Genomic DNA, 19,306 nt, shown 5'->3' on the forward strand with positions numbered 1-19,306 from the left:
ATTCCCCTGCGGTGTATTAATGGATCAGCATTCCGCCGTTCACGTCGAGCGTGATACCGGTGGAGTAAGCGGAAAGGGGACTGGCGAGGAACAGCGCTGCGCCAGCGATATCTGCCGCTTCGCCAAGGCGGTTCAGAGGAATACCAGCCAGAATTGACTGGCGCATCTCATCGGAAAGTTTGCCAGCGGTGATATCGGTTTGGATCAGGCCGGGCGTGATGGCGTTAACGCGAATATTATCTGGCCCCAGTTCGCGCGCCATTGCTTTCATCAGCCCCAGCACGCCCGCTTTAGCGGCGCTATAGTGCGGCCCACCGAAAATACCGCCACCGCGCTGAGCGGAAACGGAAGAGATACACACAATGCTGCCTGATTGCTGGCTACGCATAGTGGGGATCACCGCCTGCGACATCAGCAGCGTACCGCGCAGGCTGACGTCCAGCACCGCGTCGTAGTTCTCGCGCTTGATATCCATTAACTTAATCGGCTGCGTGATCCCGGCGTTATTGACCAGTATGTCAATACGGCCATAAGCACCCAGCACCTGCTCAATTGCCGCGTTAACCTGCTGCTCGCAGGCAACGTTGGCGGCAAGGCCAAGATGACCAGCACCCAACTGCCGGGCTGCCGTTGCGCTGGCTTCAGCGTCGAGATCGATAATCACCACTTTTGCGCCCTGGCTGGCAAAAAGTTTGGCGGTGGCAAAACCCAGACCGCGTACCGAGGCCGCGCCGGTAATCACGGCGACTTTATCTTGTAATAACATAATTAACTCCATTCAGAAGCGTAATAACGCGTGAGTTATTCCGGCTCATCCAGCAGGCAAATAAGCACCAGCCCTATCGCTGCACAGATACCGAAATAAGTGAATACCGCATTGAAGCTGCCGGTTTTATCCAGTAAAAATCCGGCCACCATAGGAGAAACAAAACCGCCTAAATTACCGCCGCTGTTAATAATGGAGGCGGCGATGGGGTAAGTTTTACTGTCGGCAACCGCCATGCCGTAGGCGGTAAACGCAGGCCAGCCGATATTAAGGCACAGCCCGACAAAAAACAGGCCGAGGCAAATAGTGAAGGTATCACCGGAAATACGCAGCATCACCAGCATCATAATAACGGTGGTAATAGCGGTGAACATCATGGTGGGTTTACGGCGTTTTCCCAGTAGTTTGTCAGAAATATATCCGCCGCCGATGGCACCAATTAATCCGCCCAGGCAGGGCATGGTGGCGACAAAACCCATATTTAGGAAGGTAAAGCCTTTTTCCTGTACTAAGTAGAGCGGTATCCAGGTCAGTAACCCATAAAGCACGCTGACCATCATAAAATAAGCGAGGAAATCACCGATGATATTTTTAGATTTGAACAGATCTTTAGCGCGGCTAATCGGCTCCAGTTTTTTTACCCGAATAAGGCGATCGAGTAAGGCGAATTTAGGATGCATAACTAAGTTCGTTCGCGCCTGATTACCTTGTTGGTTATCCGCATGGATAATATCCAGCTCGCCCTGTGAAACAAAACGGCTCTCCTCCGGCCGGGTTTTCACCAGCAGATACCAGGCAACAGCGATAAACATACCAGGAATAGCGAAAGAGAAAAATACCCAGCGCCAGCCGTAATCGAGCGCAATCCAGACTGCCAGTGGCGGCACAATAATCGGCGCAAACATCGTGGCGGCAATAAACACGCCGGTAGCCGTAGCCTTCTCTTTGGCGGGAAACCAGTTATTAATGGTAGAGGCGAGGCCAACCGGACAGGGGCCTTCGCTCAGGCCCAGGCCCAGCCGGATCCATTTTAATGCCAATACCGATGAAGCGGTGCCCATCAGCCAGGTAAAAAATGAAAAGCCAAAAATTGATAGCGCTACGACGCCGCGAATGCCTTTTTTCGCCATAAAAAAACCGGCGGGAATCTGGCTTATGGCGTAACCCAGGAAAAACATACTGGCAATTGCGCCAGCCTCGAAATTATTAATGTGGAATTCTTCGATAATAAAAGGCAGCACTGCGCCAATATTGGTTCTGTCTGCATAATTAACGGCATAGACAATAAATATCAGCGCAAGCACAATAAAGCGGTAACGTGTCTGCCGACTTTGCGTCAACGGCACAGCGTCTGTTTTTAACATAGGGTAGCCTCTTAAATAAATGGCGTCGGAAATAGTTTTAAATGCATTTTTTATAGAGCTCGATTAAATAAGATAGGTTGACTATATGCATTAAAAATTAAATGGGAAGTTAAAAAACTTCATTTGTGGATGAGAAAAATTTGATTCGTGAGAGAAGTCATAAAGGAACGTCGAATTTTTAGCAGAGAATTCCTGAGGTAAGTCAACAGTAAAAATAGATAATTGCAAACGTTGTCACATTTGTCAGCCAGAAAAAACAACGGGGTCAGTGAGTAAAATGGGGTCTGTTTATTGTTTAACGAGCCGTTGCACGATAAAATTTCCCATTGCGCAAATGATGATCTTCAGGAGCATAACGTGACCGTCAGCAAAAAGAATATTCTGCCGTTACCTTCATTAAAGAATATCCTGGCTTTTATTGAGGTCGCCAATACCGGGAGCCTGAATAGCGCAGCAGAAAATTTAAACGTTACCGCCTCTGCTGTCAGCCATCAGATCGCCGCGCTGGAAAGTTTTTTAGGCAAGAAGTTGTTTACCCGCAACGGCAAAGGCGTGGTGTTGACGCTCACGGGAGAGGTCTATTTGAAAGAGATTGCCGGGCCGCTGACCCTTATCGGGCGGGCCACGGAAAAGGCCATTCATGATATTCATCATGAGCACCTGCGGGTTCACTCTTCGCCCAGCTTTGGGCTGCTCTGGCTGATGAAGCGTCTGGACAAGTTCAGGCAGGCGCATCCTGATATTCAGCTCAACTTGACCTGTTCCTATGAAAACCTGCAGTTTGCGCGCGATAACCTGGATATTGATATTCGTCACGGGCTGGCCGAATGGCCAACGCTTAATGTCAAAACCATTAAAAATGAAAAAATGGTGGTGTTGGCCTCGCCAGAATATCTGGCACGTCATCCGATAACGCACCCCGAACAGCTGGTTGTTAACGAGTTAATTAATTCGGAAATCACCTTAATTGGCTGGGACGTCTGGTTTTCATGGCATGGCGTAGAATATAAAAATAAAAATTTTGTCTTTAGCTTCGACCGCTCCTATATGAGTTTTGAAGCGGCCTGCATGAATATGGGATTTATTCTGGAGAGCGATCTGCTGGCGCAGGAATATATTCAGGCTGGGAAGCTGAAACCGGTATTTAACGACAGCTTCGCCATGCCGGTAAGTGCGCATCATTTAGTGTACCCGCACGTCAGTGAAAAAAAGGAAAAAATGCAACGTTTTCTGGGCTGGCTGGAGCATGAGCTGCAGGCCAGCGGTTTTCACCTGTAGCCGTGCGGGCGGCTAACCGGGCGCGGGGGAGCGCCCGTTTACGCTGGCCTGTCTCCGGCCAAATGGCCGATCAGTTCTCGCCGTGGCGCGTATGCAGCATGTAGTTGACGTCAACGCCAGGGGCAAGACGGAAGCTGTCACGCAGCGGATTGTAGTGCAGGCCGATAATGTGTTTTTCGCGCAGTGGGGTTTCATCTACCCAGTGCAGCAGCTCCGCTGGGCGAATAAATTTCTTCGCATCATGCGTGCCGCGCGGCACCATGCGCAGCACATACTCCGCGCCAACCACCGCCATCAGCCAGGATTTTGCATTGCGGTTAATGGTAGAGAAAAATACGTCGCCGCCCGGTTTGACCAGCTGAGCGCAGGCCAGCACCACCGAGCGCGGATCTGGCACATGCTCCAGCATCTCCATACAGGTAACCACATCATAGCTGCCAGCATACTGGTCTGCGTGATCTTCCACCGTCTGCTGTATGTAATCGACCTTTACGCCGCTCTCCAGCGCATGCAGACGCGCAACTTCCAGCGGCTCCGCACCCATATCCAGGCCGGTCACCTGCGCACCTTCACGCGCCATGCTTTCAGCGAGAATACCGCCGCCGCAGCCCACATCCAGCACTTTTTTGCCGAACAGGCCGCCCGCGTGCTGGGCAATATAGCCAAGGCGCAGCGGATTAATGCGGTGCAGTGGCTTAAATTCACCCTCCAGATCCCACCAGCGTGATGCCACCGCTTCAAATTTGGCGATTTCAGCCTGATCCACATTGTTCATCTGCGCTCTCGCATTCATCTTTTTCTACTCCTGACAAAGTTTCCCGGAGTATACATCTTCTCGCAGCAATCAGCACGGCACGCCAAAGGGGAAAGCGCGCTTAAAACGCTGCTTTCCGTTCACCGACAGGTTGCAATGTGATATACTTTCGCACCTTTAAATCCGGGATAAATGTAGAGGGATAGCGGCTCCATGAGCGACCTTGCCAGAGAAATCACACCGGTTAATATCGAAGAAGAACTGAAGAGCTCTTACCTCGATTACGCCATGTCGGTCATCGTTGGCCGTGCATTACCAGATGTTCGCGATGGCCTGAAACCTGTCCATCGCCGCGTGCTTTTTGCCATGAGCGTGCTGGGGAACGACTGGAACAAACCTTACAAAAAATCTGCCCGTGTCGTTGGCGACGTCATCGGTAAATATCACCCGCACGGCGACTCTGCCGTTTATGACACCATTGTGCGTATGGCACAGCCGTTTTCGCTGCGTTATATGCTGGTGGATGGGCAGGGCAACTTCGGTTCCATTGACGGCGACTCCGCCGCAGCGATGCGTTACACCGAAGTGCGCATGTCAAAAATCGCCCACGAACTGTTGGCGGATCTGGATAAAGAGACCGTGGATTTTGTGCCGAACTACGACGGCACTGAACAGATTCCGGAAGTGTTGCCCACCAAAGTACCTAACCTGCTGGTCAACGGGTCTTCCGGTATCGCGGTTGGTATGGCGACTAACATTCCGCCGCACAACCTTACCGAAGTGATTAACGGCTGTCTGGCCTACATCGACGATGAAAATATCAGCGTCGAAGGGCTGATGGAGCATATCCCGGGACCGGATTTCCCTACTGCCGCCATCATCAACGGTCGTCGCGGTATCGAAGAAGCCTATCGCACCGGTCGCGGCAAAATCTATATCCGCGCCCGTGGTGAGGTGGAAACCGATGCCAAAACCGGACGTGAAACCATCGTGATTCACGAAATTCCCTATCAGGTCAACAAAGCGCGCCTGATCGAGAAAATCGCTGAACTGGTGAAAGACAAGCGTATCGAAGGCATCAGCGCGCTGCGTGACGAGTCTGACAAAGACGGTATGCGTATCGTGGTTGAGGTGAAGCGCGATGCGGTAGCGGAAGTGGTGTTGAATAACCTCTATTCGCTGACGCAGCTGCAGGTCTCTTTCGGCATCAATATGGTGGCGCTGCATCAGGGCCAGCCGAAAATTATGGCGCTGAAGGATATTCTTCAGGCTTTCGTGCGTCATCGCCGTGAAGTCGTCACGCGTCGTACCATTTTCGAACTGCGTAAGGCTCGCGACCGCGCGCATATCCTTGAAGGTCTGGCGATTGCGCTGGCGAATATCGATCCGATTATTGAGCTTATCCGCCGTGCGCCAACGCCGGCCGAAGCGAAAGCCGGGCTGATTGCGCAGGCGTGGGAGCTGGGTCATGTTTCCGCCATGCTGGAGCGTGCGGGCGATAATGCTGCACGTCCGGAGTGGCTGGAAGAGCAGTTTGGTATTCGCGATGGTCGCTACTATCTGACCGAGCAGCAGGCGCAGGCTATTCTGGATTTACGTCTGCAGAAGCTGACCGGTCTGGAACATGAGAAGCTGCTGGACGAATACAAAGAGCTGCTGGAACAGATTGCCGAGCTGATCCATATTCTGGAAAGCGCCGATCGCCTGATGGAAGTGATCCGTGAAGAGCTGGAAGCCATTCGCGATCAGTTTGGTGACCAGCGTCGTACCGAAATCACTGCGAACAGCGCCGATATTAATATCGAAGATCTGATCAATCAGGAAGATGTCGTGGTTACCCTGTCACATCAGGGCTACGTGAAGTATCAGCCGCTTTCCGATTACGAAGCACAGCGTCGCGGCGGCAAAGGTAAATCGGCAGCACGTATCAAGGAAGAGGACTTTATCGATCGCCTGCTGGTGGCGAATACCCACGATACCATTCTCTGCTTCTCCAGCCGTGGCCGACTCTACTGGATGAAAGTCTATCAGCTGCCGGAAGCGAGCCGTGGCGCACGTGGACGTCCTATCGTCAACCTGCTGCCGCTGGAAGCCAACGAGCGTATTACCGCCATTCTGCCGGTGCGTGAATATACCGAAGGCACCAATATCTTTATGGCGACCGCCAGCGGCACCGTGAAGAAAACCTCGCTGACCGAGTTCAGCCGTCCGCGCAGCGCCGGTATTATCGCCGTCAACCTGCGTGAAGATGATGAGCTGATCGGCGTGGCGCTGACCGATGGCAGCAACGAAGCGATGCTGTTCTCTGCCGCCGGTAAAGTGGTGCGCTTCTCCGAGCAGGCCGTGCGCGCCATGGGCCGTACCGCTTCCGGCGTCCGCGGCATCAAGCTGGCGGAAGGGGATCGCGTGGTCTCGCTGATTGTGCCGCGTGAAGAGGGCGCAATTCTGACGGTAACGCAGAACGGCTACGGTAAACGCACCGCAAACAGCGAATACCCGACCAAATCGCGTGCGACGCAGGGCGTTATCTCGATCAAAGTCACCGATCGCAACGGGCCGGTTATCGGCGCGGTGCAGGTCGAAGACAGCGATCAGATCATGATGATCACCGATGCCGGAACCCTGGTGCGCACCCGCGTATCGGAAGTCAGCATTGTTGGTCGTAACACCCAGGGCGTGATCCTGATCCGTACCGCAGCGGATGAAAACGTGGTTGGCCTGCAGCGCGTTGCTGAGCCAGTGGAAGAAGAAGAGCTGGATGCCATCGATGGCAGCGTCGCTGAAGGGGAGGACGATATCGCCCCGGAAGTAGAAAATGATGATGATATTCCGGACGGCGAAGAAGAGTAATCGCCCGCTTGCTGTTTTGTCGTAGTGGGTTAATCCATCACGCGATAAAAATTATCACAGCAAGCGCTACATATAACGGGCCAGGCAGCTGCTGGCCCGTTTTTTTCGCCTTCAATCCTGGCCGGATACGGCTCAAAGACGTAAAAGTTTTCAGGCAATCTTTCTGAAATAGTCAGGCAGCCGGACTCACACTATTGGCAGAGACGCTGCAAGAGCTGGGTGCGTTCGCCACGTAAAAATATGAGAGGAAGAGGCGAGAAGTGCCGTTGGTTATGAGATCGGCACCGCCCTGTAAGCGAGCCTAAGGCGGCCAGTAAATCGGTGAATCAGGTTGCGATTGCCGGTTATGCGATGGCGATACGCGATGAGAGAGGATATTTAGTCTGAACAGCGAGGCGGAATGCGGCTAACGTCTGGCTTTTTTCGCCATCTGCCGCTACTGTAGCGGGATCAAAAAATTTTAATTATTGTCGGCGGTTGCGCCGGGGCTTTCCCTTGAAATATCTCGTTTCGTTTCGCACAACGCTAAGGATTTCCCGCTACCTGTTTCGCGCGCTGGCGCTGATGCTCTGGTCGCTGGGGGCGCTGTTAACGGCGTTCTACGTTATCAGCATTTTGCATGAGCAAGAAGCGCAGGTGCGTCAGGAGTTTACGCTTAACTATGACCAGGCGCAGTGGTACGTGCGTCACTCCGCTGATATTACTCGCCAGCTAAAATATATTGCCGAGAACCGACTGAACAACAGCGCCAACGGCACAGACGTGCTGAACGGCGTTTTTCCTGGCAAAGTCACGCTGCCGCAGTTTTCTCCGCTGGTCGCCAATTCAAACTGTTCCGCCATGAGCAACACCTGGCGCAGCTCGCTGGAATCACTCAGCTATTTTCTGAACTACTGGAAAACCAATTTCGCCTCCGCCTATGAGCTGAACCGGGTGTTTTTTATCGGCGGCGAAGGGCTGTGTATGGCCGATTTTGGTATCGGCAACGGTTCGGTGGATCGCGAGCGCACGGTAAAAACCCTGAACGAGCGCATTTTGCGCTATCGCAACAGCAGCACGGACGAGCGCAAAAGCAGCCTCTATTGGGTAAGCAATAACGGGCAGCCTGGCGTCGGCTATTTCTATATGATTACGCCCATTTATATCGCCAACAAGCTGGAGGCGCTGCTGGGCATTGAGCAAAATATCCGTCTGGATGATTTTGTCACGCCGGGCAGCCTGCCGGTCACCGCCACGCTGGTGAATGAGGCCAATCAGCCGGTGCTCTCCTCCAACCGGGGACGCGTCGCGTTCTCGCTTGATGAGGTGCCTGATAAGAAAGCCTGGTTTGGCTATGTTGATAACTATAAACAGCTGGTGCTGAAGAAGACTCTGCATCCTTCTAATTTAAGCATTATCTATTCAGTGCCGACCGATGTGCTGGTGGATCGGCTTAAGCTGTTAATGATTAATGCCATCCTGTTGAATTTGATCAGCGCGGTTATTCTCTTTACCCTGGCCTGGCTGTTTGAACGCCGGATGTTCCTGCCGGCAGAGGAAAATGCGCACCGGCTGGAAGAGCATGAGCAGTTTAACCGGAAAATTGTGGCTTCTGCGCCGGTTGGCATCTGTATTCTGCGCACCCGTGATGGCACCAATATTCTGAGTAATGAGCTGGCACATAACTATCTCACCATGCTGACGCAGGAAGATCGCCAGAAGCTAACGGAAATCATCAGCGGCCAGCAGGTTAACTTTGTCGATCTGCTCACCGGCAGCAATACCAATCTGCAGATCAGTTTCGTGCATTCACGCTATCGTAATGAAAACGTAGCGATTTGCGTGCTGGTGGACGTTAGCGCGCGCGTGAAAATGGAAGAGTCGCTGCAGGAGATGGCGCAGGCGGCCGAGCAGGCCAGTCAGTCTAAATCAATGTTCCTGGCAACCGTCAGCCATGAGCTGCGTACGCCGCTGTATGGGATTATCGGCAATCTGGATCTGCTGCAAACCAAACAGCTGCCGAAAGGGGTGGATTCGCTGGTGACAGCGATGAACAACTCCTCCAGCCTGCTGCTGAAAATCATTAGCGACATCCTCGACTTCTCTAAAATTGAGTCGGAACAGCTGCAAATCGAGCCGCGTCCTTTTGCGCCACGTGAGATCATTACGCATATCACCGCCAACTATTTATCGTTGGTGGTGAAAAAGCGTCTGACGCTTTACTGCTTTATTGAATATGACGTGCCGGTTGCGCTGGATGGCGATCCGATGCGCCTGCAGCAGGTGATTTCCAACCTGCTCAACAACGCCATTAAATTTACCCATACCGGCTGCATTATTCTCCATGCCTATGTTCGCGAGGGTTACCTGGCGGTGCGCGTACGTGATACCGGTGTCGGCATCGCCAACAAAGAGATCACCCGGCTGTTCGATCCGTTCTTTCAGGTGGGAACCGGGGTGCAGCGTAATTTTCAGGGAACCGGCCTTGGGCTGGCAATCTGTGAAAAGCTGATCAATATGATGGATGGCGACATTGAAGTGGAATCTGAACCGGGCATGGGCAGTCAGTTTATTGTGCGTATCCCGCTCTACAACAGTCAGGTGATGGCGCCGGTGTTGCATGAAGGTCTGGAAGATAAGCAGATCTGGCTGGCGCTGCGTAACGATGCCCTGGCTGCCTTTATGACGCGGCTGTTGCAGGCGCACGGGATTCAGGTGAAGCGCCTTAACGACCAGCAATGGCGGGCGGATGATGTGATTATTACTGATTACGACTTCCAGCCAGAACAGCCGGTGCGCGCGATCATCCTGTTTGACGGCGCGCACATTGACGTGCCGTATGAGGTCAAACCCGGACGCTGGATCCACAGCACCGCGATGCCGCATGAACTGCCAGCGTTGCTGGGCAAAATTTACAGCGTGCTGGTTGAAGTGCCGGATGGTCTGGCATCGTTGCCGGTGCCGGAGCAGCCAGGCGTGGATAATCACGATATCCTGATTCTGGTGGTGGACGACCATCCTATCAACCGTATGCTGCTTTCCGATCAGCTTAGTTCGCTGGGCTATCGGGTGAAAACGGCGCAGGACGGCGTGGATGCGCTTAATGTGATTAGCCGCAGCGAAATCGATATTGTGCTGACCGACGTCAATATGCCGAATATGGATGGTTATCGTCTGACGCAGCGCTTACGCCAGCTGGGACAAACGTTCCCGATTATTGGCGTTACCGCCAACGCGCTGGCGGAAGAGAAGCAGCGCTGTATGGAGGCGGGCATGGATAACTGTTTATCGAAGCCAGTTACGCTCGATACGTTAAAAACCTCGCTGGCGATTTATGCCGAGCGCGTCAGAAAAGTGCGCGGCGTATAGGTCGTGAGGCATTCGCAATGTAAAAATGACGGAATGGATTCACTTGCTGATTTGCGCCATGTACGAATCGTTGGCCCTGGTAACGCAGCCAATAAACAGGAAACGCTGTTGATGTTTACCATGACGGTAGCAGAGCTTCATTCATAACGCGTCTTCCGTGACGCGTTATGGCGGCTTACTCTTTGTCCATCGGGGCGGTAGTGCTGACCGAAGAGAGATAGTTCAGCAGCGCAATATCGTTATCAACGCCCAGTTTCATCATTGCTGATTTTTTCTGGCTGCTGATGGTTTTGATACTGCGGTTCAGCTTCTTGGCGATCTCGGTCACCAGGAAGCCTTCAGCGAACAGGCGCAATACTTCACTCTCTTTCGGCGACAGGCGTTTGTCACCGTAGCCGCCGGCGCTGATTTTCTCCAGCAGCTTGGCCACGCTTTCCGGGGTATATTTCTTCCCTTTCTGCAGTGCTGCCAGCGCTTTCGGCAGGTCGGTCGGCGCACCCTGTTTCAGTACGATGCCTTCGATATCCAGGTCCAGCACGGCGCTGAGAATTGCCGGGTTATTGTTCATGGTCAGAACGATAATCGACAGATCCGGATAGTGACGTTTGATATATTTGATCAGCGTAATGCCGTCGCCATATTTTTCGCCAGGCATGGAGAGATCGGTGATCAGGACGTTGGCGTCCAGTTTGGAAAGGCTGTTAATCAATGCTGTCGAGTCTTCAAACTCACCAACTACGTTGACCCATTCAATCTGTTCAAGAGATTTACGAATGCCAAACAGAACAATTGGATGGTCATCGGCAATAATTACGTTCAAATTATTCATCTTATTGGTTACCTTGCTGCAGCAGTTGATTGACGTAAGCGTCAATGTCACTGGTGGTATTTTTGATGTTTAAATCGTCACTCGCTTTAATGTGCTGTTCCAGCTGTTCACAAAGCTCCTTGCCGGGTACCAGATTAAGCATGGCAAATACCCCTTTCAGGCGATGCGCTGTCTGAGCAAGCGTCGCGTAATCCCTGTTCGACGCCTCAGTATACAGTCTCTGTACATCTTCCGGTACTGTCTCGACAAATAGCTGGTAGTACCCCCCGCTGATAAGCGGAACGGCTTCCTCTTCTTCATCTTCTCCGGCAGGCGACATATCCTGAGATAGCTGTTTCTCAATTAGCTGTAACAGCGCATCCTGCAACGCGCTACTCAGGTTAAAGTTAACCCGATACTGCTGTTCATTCAGGACGGTAAAGCCCAGTTCATTATCCGTCAGCAACAACGACCAGCCGGAAAGCCGCGCCGGATCGTCAGTGATCAGGATATCGTGCGTTTGGCCGGCAAAACGTTCATCCGGCGTAATGCACTTCGCACCCCAGTTTTCTAACTGATGGGTGACGATTTTGCGAATGTCATCGACTGCGATGTCGATAAGCATAATGACATCTTCCAGCAGCTTCTCTTCCTGCTGCTGTTGATGTTCCGGCGGCACATGCAACAAAATGCTGTAGCGCGTGCCGATATCTGGCCGGGCCAGAATCTCCAGATGACCGCCCATCTGTTTGCACAGCTGACGGCACAGGAAAAAGGCGAGGCCGGAAGCCTGCCCAAAACGATCCTCAGTGGTTTCACCAAGGAACGGGAAATCATTATTGCCCAGTTCATCGCGCGTCAGACCCGCGCCGGTATCCACAATCTGAATATTCAAACGATCGGGACGATCGGCAGGGGACTCGACCTCCAGCGTTATCTTGCCCCAGCTGGTGGTGGTAAGCGAATAGTGAAGCAGGGTGGCCAGCACCTTATAAATAGCGCGACTATCGCCAAAGCGCATCTCATCGCTGTTAAGGTGGTTGCGTACCAGCAGCGTCAATCCTTTACGGCGTGACAGCGGCAGCAGTTCCAGCGTCAGTTCATCCAGCAGAGATTGCAGATTAAATGAGGCAGCATCCGGAGCCCAGTCATGGGTTTCCAGTCGGTTCAGCAGCACAATATCATCCACCAGACGGGCCAGCGCCTGGCTATTTTCCAGCGCGTCGTGCGCATGGTCATCGTCGCTGGTTTCGCTGAGCGTTTGCAACTGAGCCACAACCTGCTGCAGCGGACGATGCAGCGCATGTCCAAGATTCTGCATCAGCTGTTGACGCAGTTGATGATTACGATCCAGCACCTGCTGCGCCTTCTGCAATTTTTTATTCACCAGCAGCTCGCGATCCTGATCGCGCATCAGAAACAGCTGCGTATGTGGCGAATGATGGCTGCGGGCATGGCGAATCTCATACACTTCGTTATTAACCGTCGCCTGCAGCACGCCCTGATGCTGATCGGACATATTAACGATCTTCTGCAGGTTTAGATGCGGCAGCAGGTGTTCGGCGATTTTGTTGCTGATAATGGTGCGATTGCTGGCGAAGTCATAAACCAGCAGGCCAACCGGCAGGCTGCTGACGATCTCCTCGTTAAGCATACGCAGCGCATCCAGCTCGGCGCTCTGATTTTCTCCCGGACGCAGCGACTGTTGGCGTAGCAAAAATAAGCCGGCCAGCGACATTAACAGCAACAGCAGGTTGGCCATCAGCGGCCACATCAAATTGCGCAGCGTATCTAAAGCAAGCGTACTCAGCGGGATGCGATAAATCAGCTGCTGCGGCGTGCTGGGCAGCGAAGCTGCAATCTCTATGTTGGGATTATTGAGCGTGATGCGGGTATTTTGTAACTCATCTTCGTTATCCGTGCTGCTGCTCAGAACGACATCCTGCTTAAGCTGGAAATTTTCCAGCGGCATATTATGCGGGATAAGATCGTTAATCGGCATATCGAACGCAACCACGGTAGCCAGATGGCCGGGCTGATTAAAGGTAGTGCGCACGGTAAAATAGTGATCGTTTTGCCAGGCGAAACGGCGCAGCGGCGAGAAGCTTTCGCGCTCATCCAGCGCGTTAGCCTGCTGCAGCATCTCTGCACGCCGCGCATCAACGATATTGCTGATGGCGCTCTCTTTATAGCGCGTCGCCATATCTTTCAGCGGCAGGGTAGAGATCAAAATCAGGCTATTATCCTGCCCATTAAGAAAATACATCGACCAGGTGCTGTTTTCCGCACCCCAAAGGGTATCCAGGTAATTCGACATGCGCAGCGTCATATCCAGCGTGCTGCTGTCGTGCGAGCCGAAGATCAGCGCCTCGGTTTTACGCCGCATCTTTTCCAGATAGTAGACGTCAGGACGCAGCCGGGTTTCCTGCAGGCTGGCAGAGGGAGTACTTCCGGCCGCGCTGGCCGCCAGGTTCTCATAAATCTGCCAGGTCGCAAAGCGATAGGTATCGATGCGTTTTTGCACCGAGCGGGTAATATCCGCCATGGCATAGCGTTTTTCCATCAGCCAGGTATTAACCGCGTTATGGACCATAAAGCCCAGCGCCAGCAACAGCAGCAGAATAAACATCACGAAAAAACGCGTAACGTTGCTGGAAGATAAAGGAAACTTGTACATCATGATGAAAGGGGGTACCTGACCATTTAACGTGTTACCAGCCGTGCGCTGGCAGCAACTGCCACCAAAAGAACCACGATGGCAGCAAACGCGGTCACCAGGCCAAAGCCGTGAGCCACAAAACCGATTAACGCCGGACCTGCCAGAATACCGGCATAACCGATGGTTGTCATGGCGGAAACCGCCATATTTACCGGCATCACAGTTTGACGCCCGGCGGCGCTGAACAGGATCGGTACCGTATTAGCCGCGCCAAAGCCAATCAGTAAAAACGACAGCAGCGCAATTGTCACGTTATCAACGCTAATCAGCAGCAGCACGCCCAGCGCGGCGCAAAGACAGCCGCCCGCCAGTACCAGACGATTACTGAAGCGGTTAACGATCCGGTCGCCGGTCAAACGACCAATACTCATGGCGATGGAAAAGACCGCGTAGCCCAGCCCGGCCTGTGCGGCGGGCATTTTGCGTTCCTGCGTCAGCAGCAGGGCGCTCCAGTCCAGCACTGCGCCTTCGGTAAGAAACAGAATAAAACAGAGCACACCGAGGAACAGCACCCAGCCGCGCGGCACCACAAACAAGGGGGTATCCTGCTGATGCATCCGTTCCGTCAGCATCCCGCGCTGGCTGGCCAGCAGTAGCAGAAGCAGCAACAGCAGCATCGCCAGCACCGCCTGTAGCGGCGACAATCCCAGCCACAGCAGCGCGCTGACCAGCCCCGCGCCTGCGATCCCGCCGATGCTATAAAAACCGTGAAAACCGGACATCATGGTGCGCTCAGCTGCTTTCTCAACTTCTACAGCCTGAATATTCATCGCTACGTCCAGGGTGCCTATTGCGGCACCGAACAGCATCAGCGCCAGCGCCAGCGTGACGGGAGAGGAGAGCGTCGCCATAAAAGGCAACATCAGCATCACAATCAGGGATGAGCAGACGATCACGCGCTTGCAGCCCTGTTTGCCCACCAGCGATCCGGTCAGCGGCATGGCGATCAACGAGCCAAGGCCGAGAAACAGCAGCAGGCCGCCCAGTGCCGCATCGCTAACGTCCAGGCGCGATTTGGCAAATGGCACCAGCGGTGCCCAGGTTGAAACGCCGATGCCCGCAATCAGAAAAATGATCCGCGTGGCCAGCTGCACGGTCGGCTGGCTTTTCCGTGTCTGTTCAACATCCGCTGAGGTCATTGGTCAGTATCCATGATGCGCAAAGGGGTTCCTTTTTAACACAAAATCAACCGGCAGAGCAGCGTTTCATCGGGAGATGGCGGCTACAGCTATTCTGCGCCAGCAAGGTTATTAAACGATAAAATGGAGGTTGTTAATCAGTTTTCGCCGCCGGAGCGCTTTTTCAGGAAAGTTCCTGGCTAAAAGTGGCAAAATCAGGCGCGTCACTTTGCCATAAGTCAAATTAAGGATAATGGCATTTCTGCGAAAACACCTGTTAAAGATGAAGGAAAACTGCGCCGAGGGTAGCAGAACCCCAGACGGCAGATTGTAGCAGTGTTCCCCCTGTCGCAGGATTTGCCGCATACAGACACGATCGCTTTCCTCAGGCTGCGCTTGTACTCAACAACGGGGCCGACGCGCCCCGTTTTTTACCGGTCGCCCAACGAAGCCCGCTTATTTCACACGACGTTGCCGATTTATTCAGCGTCGCCGCATTTTTCACCTACAGCTAAAGAGCGCGGGAAGCGCTGATTGAGGTAGTCGGCTACGCCAGAAACTACATTTTAGCCCCTAGGTTAATTCCTAAATATTCCCGCTGCGTAACAGTCAAAGGCGGCACAGTGTTAAGCGGCACCTCAGCTTAACAAGGACAGCGGCGCTTCGCGTGCAGACAGCGTGATATCAAGGGATTAGCCAGCACGCATGTAATAAAAGTAAAATTGCGCTGCCCCATTTTGGTGCCATCGATTAATTTTATTAATCGATAAGATAAATTGATAAAGATGCTGTTCTTACCTGTTTTCTTTATATCTGGTCGCACATGACGGTAACAAACCGTTTTTAGATAATGTTTCATTGCCTGGTTATTGGGCTGATTCAGCTCTGGTGCGCGCCAACCCTCCCTTTCAGGTTTTGAAAGGATAAATAAAGCTGTGCATTCATCCCGGCCGCGGGGTGCGTCTGTCCACGGCAATTTTTCATCTGGCGCCACAGGAGATTTATTATGGCCAACACCATCGATCGTCAGCGGCTTGCCGCTGCGCTTCCTTTTTCTGACGCTACCCTGGTGACCAGTCTCGCGGCTGAAACGGATACCGCCTCGCCGCGCGTGGCGACGACATCCTTATCCAGCCATCAACAGGCTGACGCCCCGACGCGCGCGGCGGCAGCGGACGAGACGATCACCATCAACCCGATCTCCATCGATAACACCATCGGCTATTACGAGCATGGCAACGCCACCGTGGTGTCCGGCTATGTGCGCCAGGGCAATCCAGGCGACACCGTTACCGTCACCCTGCATGGCAAAAGCTACAGCGGCACGCTGGGCAATGATGCGATGTGGTACGTTACCGTGCCGGAAAGCGATATCGCGCAAATCCCCAACGGCAAAGTGACCGTTAACGCCTCTCATATCGACAGTACGGGCGTGGCGCACGAGGCCACCAGCCAGATTAACCTGCTGGCGGGCACCGCAAGTCCGTCAGTGCCGACGCTGTTTCTTAACAAGGTGACCGGCGACGATGTGCTGAGCGCCATCGAACGCGGCGGCGATCTGCTGATTTCCGGTTGGGGCCGCAATATCGGCGAAGGGTATGAGGTCACGGTAACGCTGAACGGCCATCAGTATCACGCCACCACCACCAAAGACAGCCGCTGGACCATCAGCGTGCCGCAGGAAGATGTGCAGGCGCTGCCGGAAGGAAAGATTACGCTGCTGGCTTCGCTCGGCCATGAGGCGCGCGTCGCAGAGGTGGCGAAAACCCTGACGCTGAATAACGAGGGCGCGGGCAAGGCGTCGCCGTCGCTGGAGATTGATACCGTATCCGCAGATGACACCATTAGCCTCTATGAAATCGGCGCCACAACTTTCCTTACCGGCCATGCCAGCAACATTCCGGCAGGCAGTCGCATTAAGCTGACCATTGCGGATAAAGTCTTTTATGGCGAAGTGACCAGCGACGGCGTCTGGAGCGTCAAAGTTGGACAGCTGTATAACGCCAAAAACGCCAATTCCACCCATGCGGTCGTCAGCTGGCAGGACAGCGTCGGCAATGAGGTGGCCGCCAGCCGCGAAATCCATCTGGTGCCTTCAAGCTACCCTTATAAATATCCGATGGCGTTTCAGATCGATACCATCAGCATTGACGGCAAGGTCGATGCGCAGGAAGGGCACAGCGATCTGATTATCACCGGCTCGAAATTCTCCGGTGAAAACCTTGGCTTCGGCGAGACAGTTTACGTCACGCTTAACGGCAAAACCTATACCGGCGTGGTGGAAGGCGGCAATTATGATAACCACTGGCAGATTACCGTGCCCGCCAGGGATGTACAGGCGCTGCCGCCCGGCAGCTATACGGTGATCGCCTCGATTAACGCTACGCTGAACACGGGCGAAAGCGTGAACAGCACCCAGACCAAGACTTTTACCGTAATGGACCCTGATCTGGCGTTTAATCCGATCTCAGTCAACAACGCCATCACGAATAATGAGCACGGCAACGCTACGGTCATTTCCGGCTACGCGTATCAGGGAATGCCAGGCGACACCGTGTTGATCACTCTGCATGGGAAAACCTACAGCGGTACGCTGGGTAACGACGGTATGTGGGCCGTCACCGTGCCGGAAAGCGATATCGCTGCCATTCCCGGCGGCAAAGTGACGGTCACCGCCGATCATACCGACAGCGCGGGCGTGGATCATCACGTCAGCACGCAGTTTACGTTGACCAACAGCAGCAATAAGGTACCGACGCTGGCGGTGAATAAAGTCACCGGCGATGACGTGCTGAGCGCCGTCGAGCGCGGCGGCGAACTGCTGATTTCCGGCTGGGGCCGCTATATCGACAGCGGACATGAGGTGCAGGTGATGCTGAACGGCCACACCTACAGCACCAAAACCACCACCGACAGCCGCTGGGTGATTACCGTGCCGAAGGAAGATGTACAGGCGCTGCCGGACGGCCAGATTACGCTGATCGCCACCGTGTTCTACGGTGGGGCGAAGGAAGTGGCGCAGGTGGCGAAAACCCTGACGCTGAACCATAACGGCGAAGGTAACGAAACGCCGGTGTTAACCATCGATACGATTTCCGGCGACAACAACGTGGATGGCGGTGAAATCGCGGCGCCTTTCTATATTACCGGCCATGCCACCGGCATTCCGGCGGACAGTACGGTGAAATTGACCGCCGGGGACAAGGTGTTTTTCGGCACCGTTACCAGCGAGGGCGTCTGGAGCGTCAATGTTCCCGATCTGTTTAGCGTCAAAAACGGCACCACGACCCATATTACCATCAGCTACCAGGATCAGGACGGCAATCAGTTTGCCGCTACGCGCGCGATTAAAACGGCGGCGGGCAGCTATCCCTATCATTATCCCATGACGTTTGAATTTGATCCGATCAGCGGCGACAACCATCTCAGCGGCGCGGAAAAGCATAGCGATCTGATTATCAGTTCCTCCCGCTCCTCCGGCGAGGGACTGGGCATTGGCTCAACGGTGTACGTTACGCTGAACGGCAAAACCTACACCTCTGTCGTTGAGGCGGGCAAAGATGGGCAGGGCTACGATAACCACTGGCAGGTCACTGTGCCCGCTAGCGACGTAGAGGCGCTTAAGCCCGGCAGTTATACCGTCGTCGCCATGATGAGCGACTGGCTGAGCTGGAGCGGTTCGAATGTGACCCAGGTGCAGGCGAAGATTATTACCGTGGATGCCGATGGCGCGGTGACCTTTAGCGATGTTCAGTCGACGCAGAGTCATGACGCCTCCGACGCGCTGGCCATGCACGCGGCAACGTTGACCGCCACGGAAACCGTGGGCGTTGACGATGGCGCCCAGCCGCTGGATACGGCGTCGCTCGGTCTGCACAGCGCCAGCCAGCCCTCGCTTGCCGCGCTGGTGGATCGCTTAACCGCCACCGATGCTGACGCCCAGACCAGAACAGATACGCAGGCAACCACCGGCGCCGAAACGTCTGTGCACGGCGTGGAATCGGCGAAGCCAGCAGCTCATGTGGAAGCGTCTGCGTATGACGGGCAAACGGCGCAGTCAGTCGCTGACGGCGAAACCGCCGCACAGGGCGTGGGCGTGGCAAAGGCAACCGCTGGCGCAGAAATCTTAGGCCATAATGAGGAAACGGCGCTGCCGCCCGCTCCGGCGGATATGTGGCACGGCGTGACCGCTGTCGGCTACAGCGCGACGCAAAGCGAGGATGCCGCTCACCATGCGCCGACGACGGAAAATGCGCTGGCCGAGCTGCTGCAACAGCAGCATTTACAGCCGGTAGTCTGAT

The 19,306-nt window shown here is 54.0% G+C and carries 10 protein-coding genes; 4 read left to right on the forward strand and 6 right to left on the reverse strand.

Features of this window, described 5'->3' with window-relative positions; genetic code table 11:
- Positions 1 to 16: 16 nt before the first annotated feature.
- Together ACQE32_RS02010 and ACQE32_RS02015 are read right to left on the reverse strand one after the other, a co-directional pair.
- Complete coding sequence (locus tag ACQE32_RS02010; protein ID WP_426971921.1) at positions 17 to 766, reverse strand: SDR family NAD(P)-dependent oxidoreductase; 750 nt, start codon at positions 764 to 766, stop codon at positions 17 to 19.
- Between the two features lie 35 nt (positions 767 to 801).
- Positions 802 to 2,130 carry an MFS transporter gene (locus ACQE32_RS02015; protein WP_427021255.1) on the reverse strand — a complete coding sequence of 443 codons (1,329 nt, stop codon included), beginning with the start codon at positions 2,128 to 2,130 and terminating at the stop codon, positions 802 to 804.
- A 357-nt stretch (positions 2,131 to 2,487) separates the two neighbouring features.
- Between ACQE32_RS02015 and ACQE32_RS02020 the strand changes: the two genes are divergently transcribed.
- Positions 2,488 to 3,408, forward strand: coding sequence for a LysR substrate-binding domain-containing protein (locus ACQE32_RS02020; RefSeq protein WP_427021256.1), 921 nt, complete (start codon positions 2,488 to 2,490; stop codon positions 3,406 to 3,408).
- 70 nt (positions 3,409 to 3,478) lie between these two features.
- Here the strand turns inward: ACQE32_RS02020 and ubiG are convergent, their stop codons facing one another.
- Complete coding sequence (gene ubiG, locus ACQE32_RS02025) at positions 3,479 to 4,201, reverse strand: bifunctional 2-polyprenyl-6-hydroxyphenol methylase/3-demethylubiquinol 3-O-methyltransferase UbiG (protein ID WP_427021257.1); 723 nt, start codon at positions 4,199 to 4,201, stop codon at positions 3,479 to 3,481.
- A 174-nt stretch (positions 4,202 to 4,375) separates the two neighbouring features.
- On the opposite strand from ubiG, the gene gyrA reads away from it, so the two are divergent.
- A complete protein-coding gene (gyrA, locus tag ACQE32_RS02030) occupies positions 4,376 to 7,012 on the forward strand; it encodes a DNA topoisomerase (ATP-hydrolyzing) subunit A (RefSeq protein WP_426971925.1) in 2,637 nt (878 codons plus the stop codon).
- A gap of 495 nt (positions 7,013 to 7,507) precedes the next feature.
- Positions 7,508 to 10,360: a two-component system sensor histidine kinase RcsC gene (gene rcsC / locus ACQE32_RS02035; protein ID WP_426971926.1), complete on the forward strand. Its 2,853-nt coding sequence runs from the start codon at positions 7,508 to 7,510 to the stop codon at positions 10,358 to 10,360.
- Between the two features lie 175 nt (positions 10,361 to 10,535).
- Here the strand turns inward: rcsC and rcsB are convergent, their stop codons facing one another.
- From rcsB to ACQE32_RS02050, 3 genes are read right to left on the reverse strand one after another with little or no spacing between them, the layout of a single operon-like run.
- A complete protein-coding gene (rcsB, locus tag ACQE32_RS02040; protein WP_085071058.1) occupies positions 10,536 to 11,189 on the reverse strand; it encodes a response regulator transcription factor RcsB in 654 nt (217 codons plus the stop codon).
- Between the two features lies 1 nt (position 11,190).
- Positions 11,191 to 13,848: a phosphotransferase RcsD gene (rcsD, locus tag ACQE32_RS02045; RefSeq protein WP_426980756.1), complete on the reverse strand. Its 2,658-nt coding sequence runs from the start codon at positions 13,846 to 13,848 to the stop codon at positions 11,191 to 11,193.
- 23 nt (positions 13,849 to 13,871) lie between these two features.
- Positions 13,872 to 15,026 carry an MFS transporter gene (locus tag ACQE32_RS02050; protein WP_426971928.1) on the reverse strand — a complete coding sequence of 385 codons (1,155 nt, stop codon included), beginning with the start codon at positions 15,024 to 15,026 and terminating at the stop codon, positions 13,872 to 13,874.
- 985 nt (positions 15,027 to 16,011) lie between these two features.
- Here ACQE32_RS02050 and ACQE32_RS02055 point away from each other — a divergent pair.
- Entirely contained in the window at positions 16,012 to 19,305 is a 3,294-nt protein-coding gene (locus ACQE32_RS02055) for a hypothetical protein (RefSeq protein ID WP_427021258.1), read from the forward strand.
- The last annotated feature ends 1 nt before the right edge of the window (position 19,306 follow it).

This window comes from Pantoea sp. FN0302 (genome assembly GCF_050113775.1).
GTDB classification, from domain to species: Bacteria; Pseudomonadota; Gammaproteobacteria; order Enterobacterales; family Enterobacteriaceae; genus Mixta; species Mixta alhagi.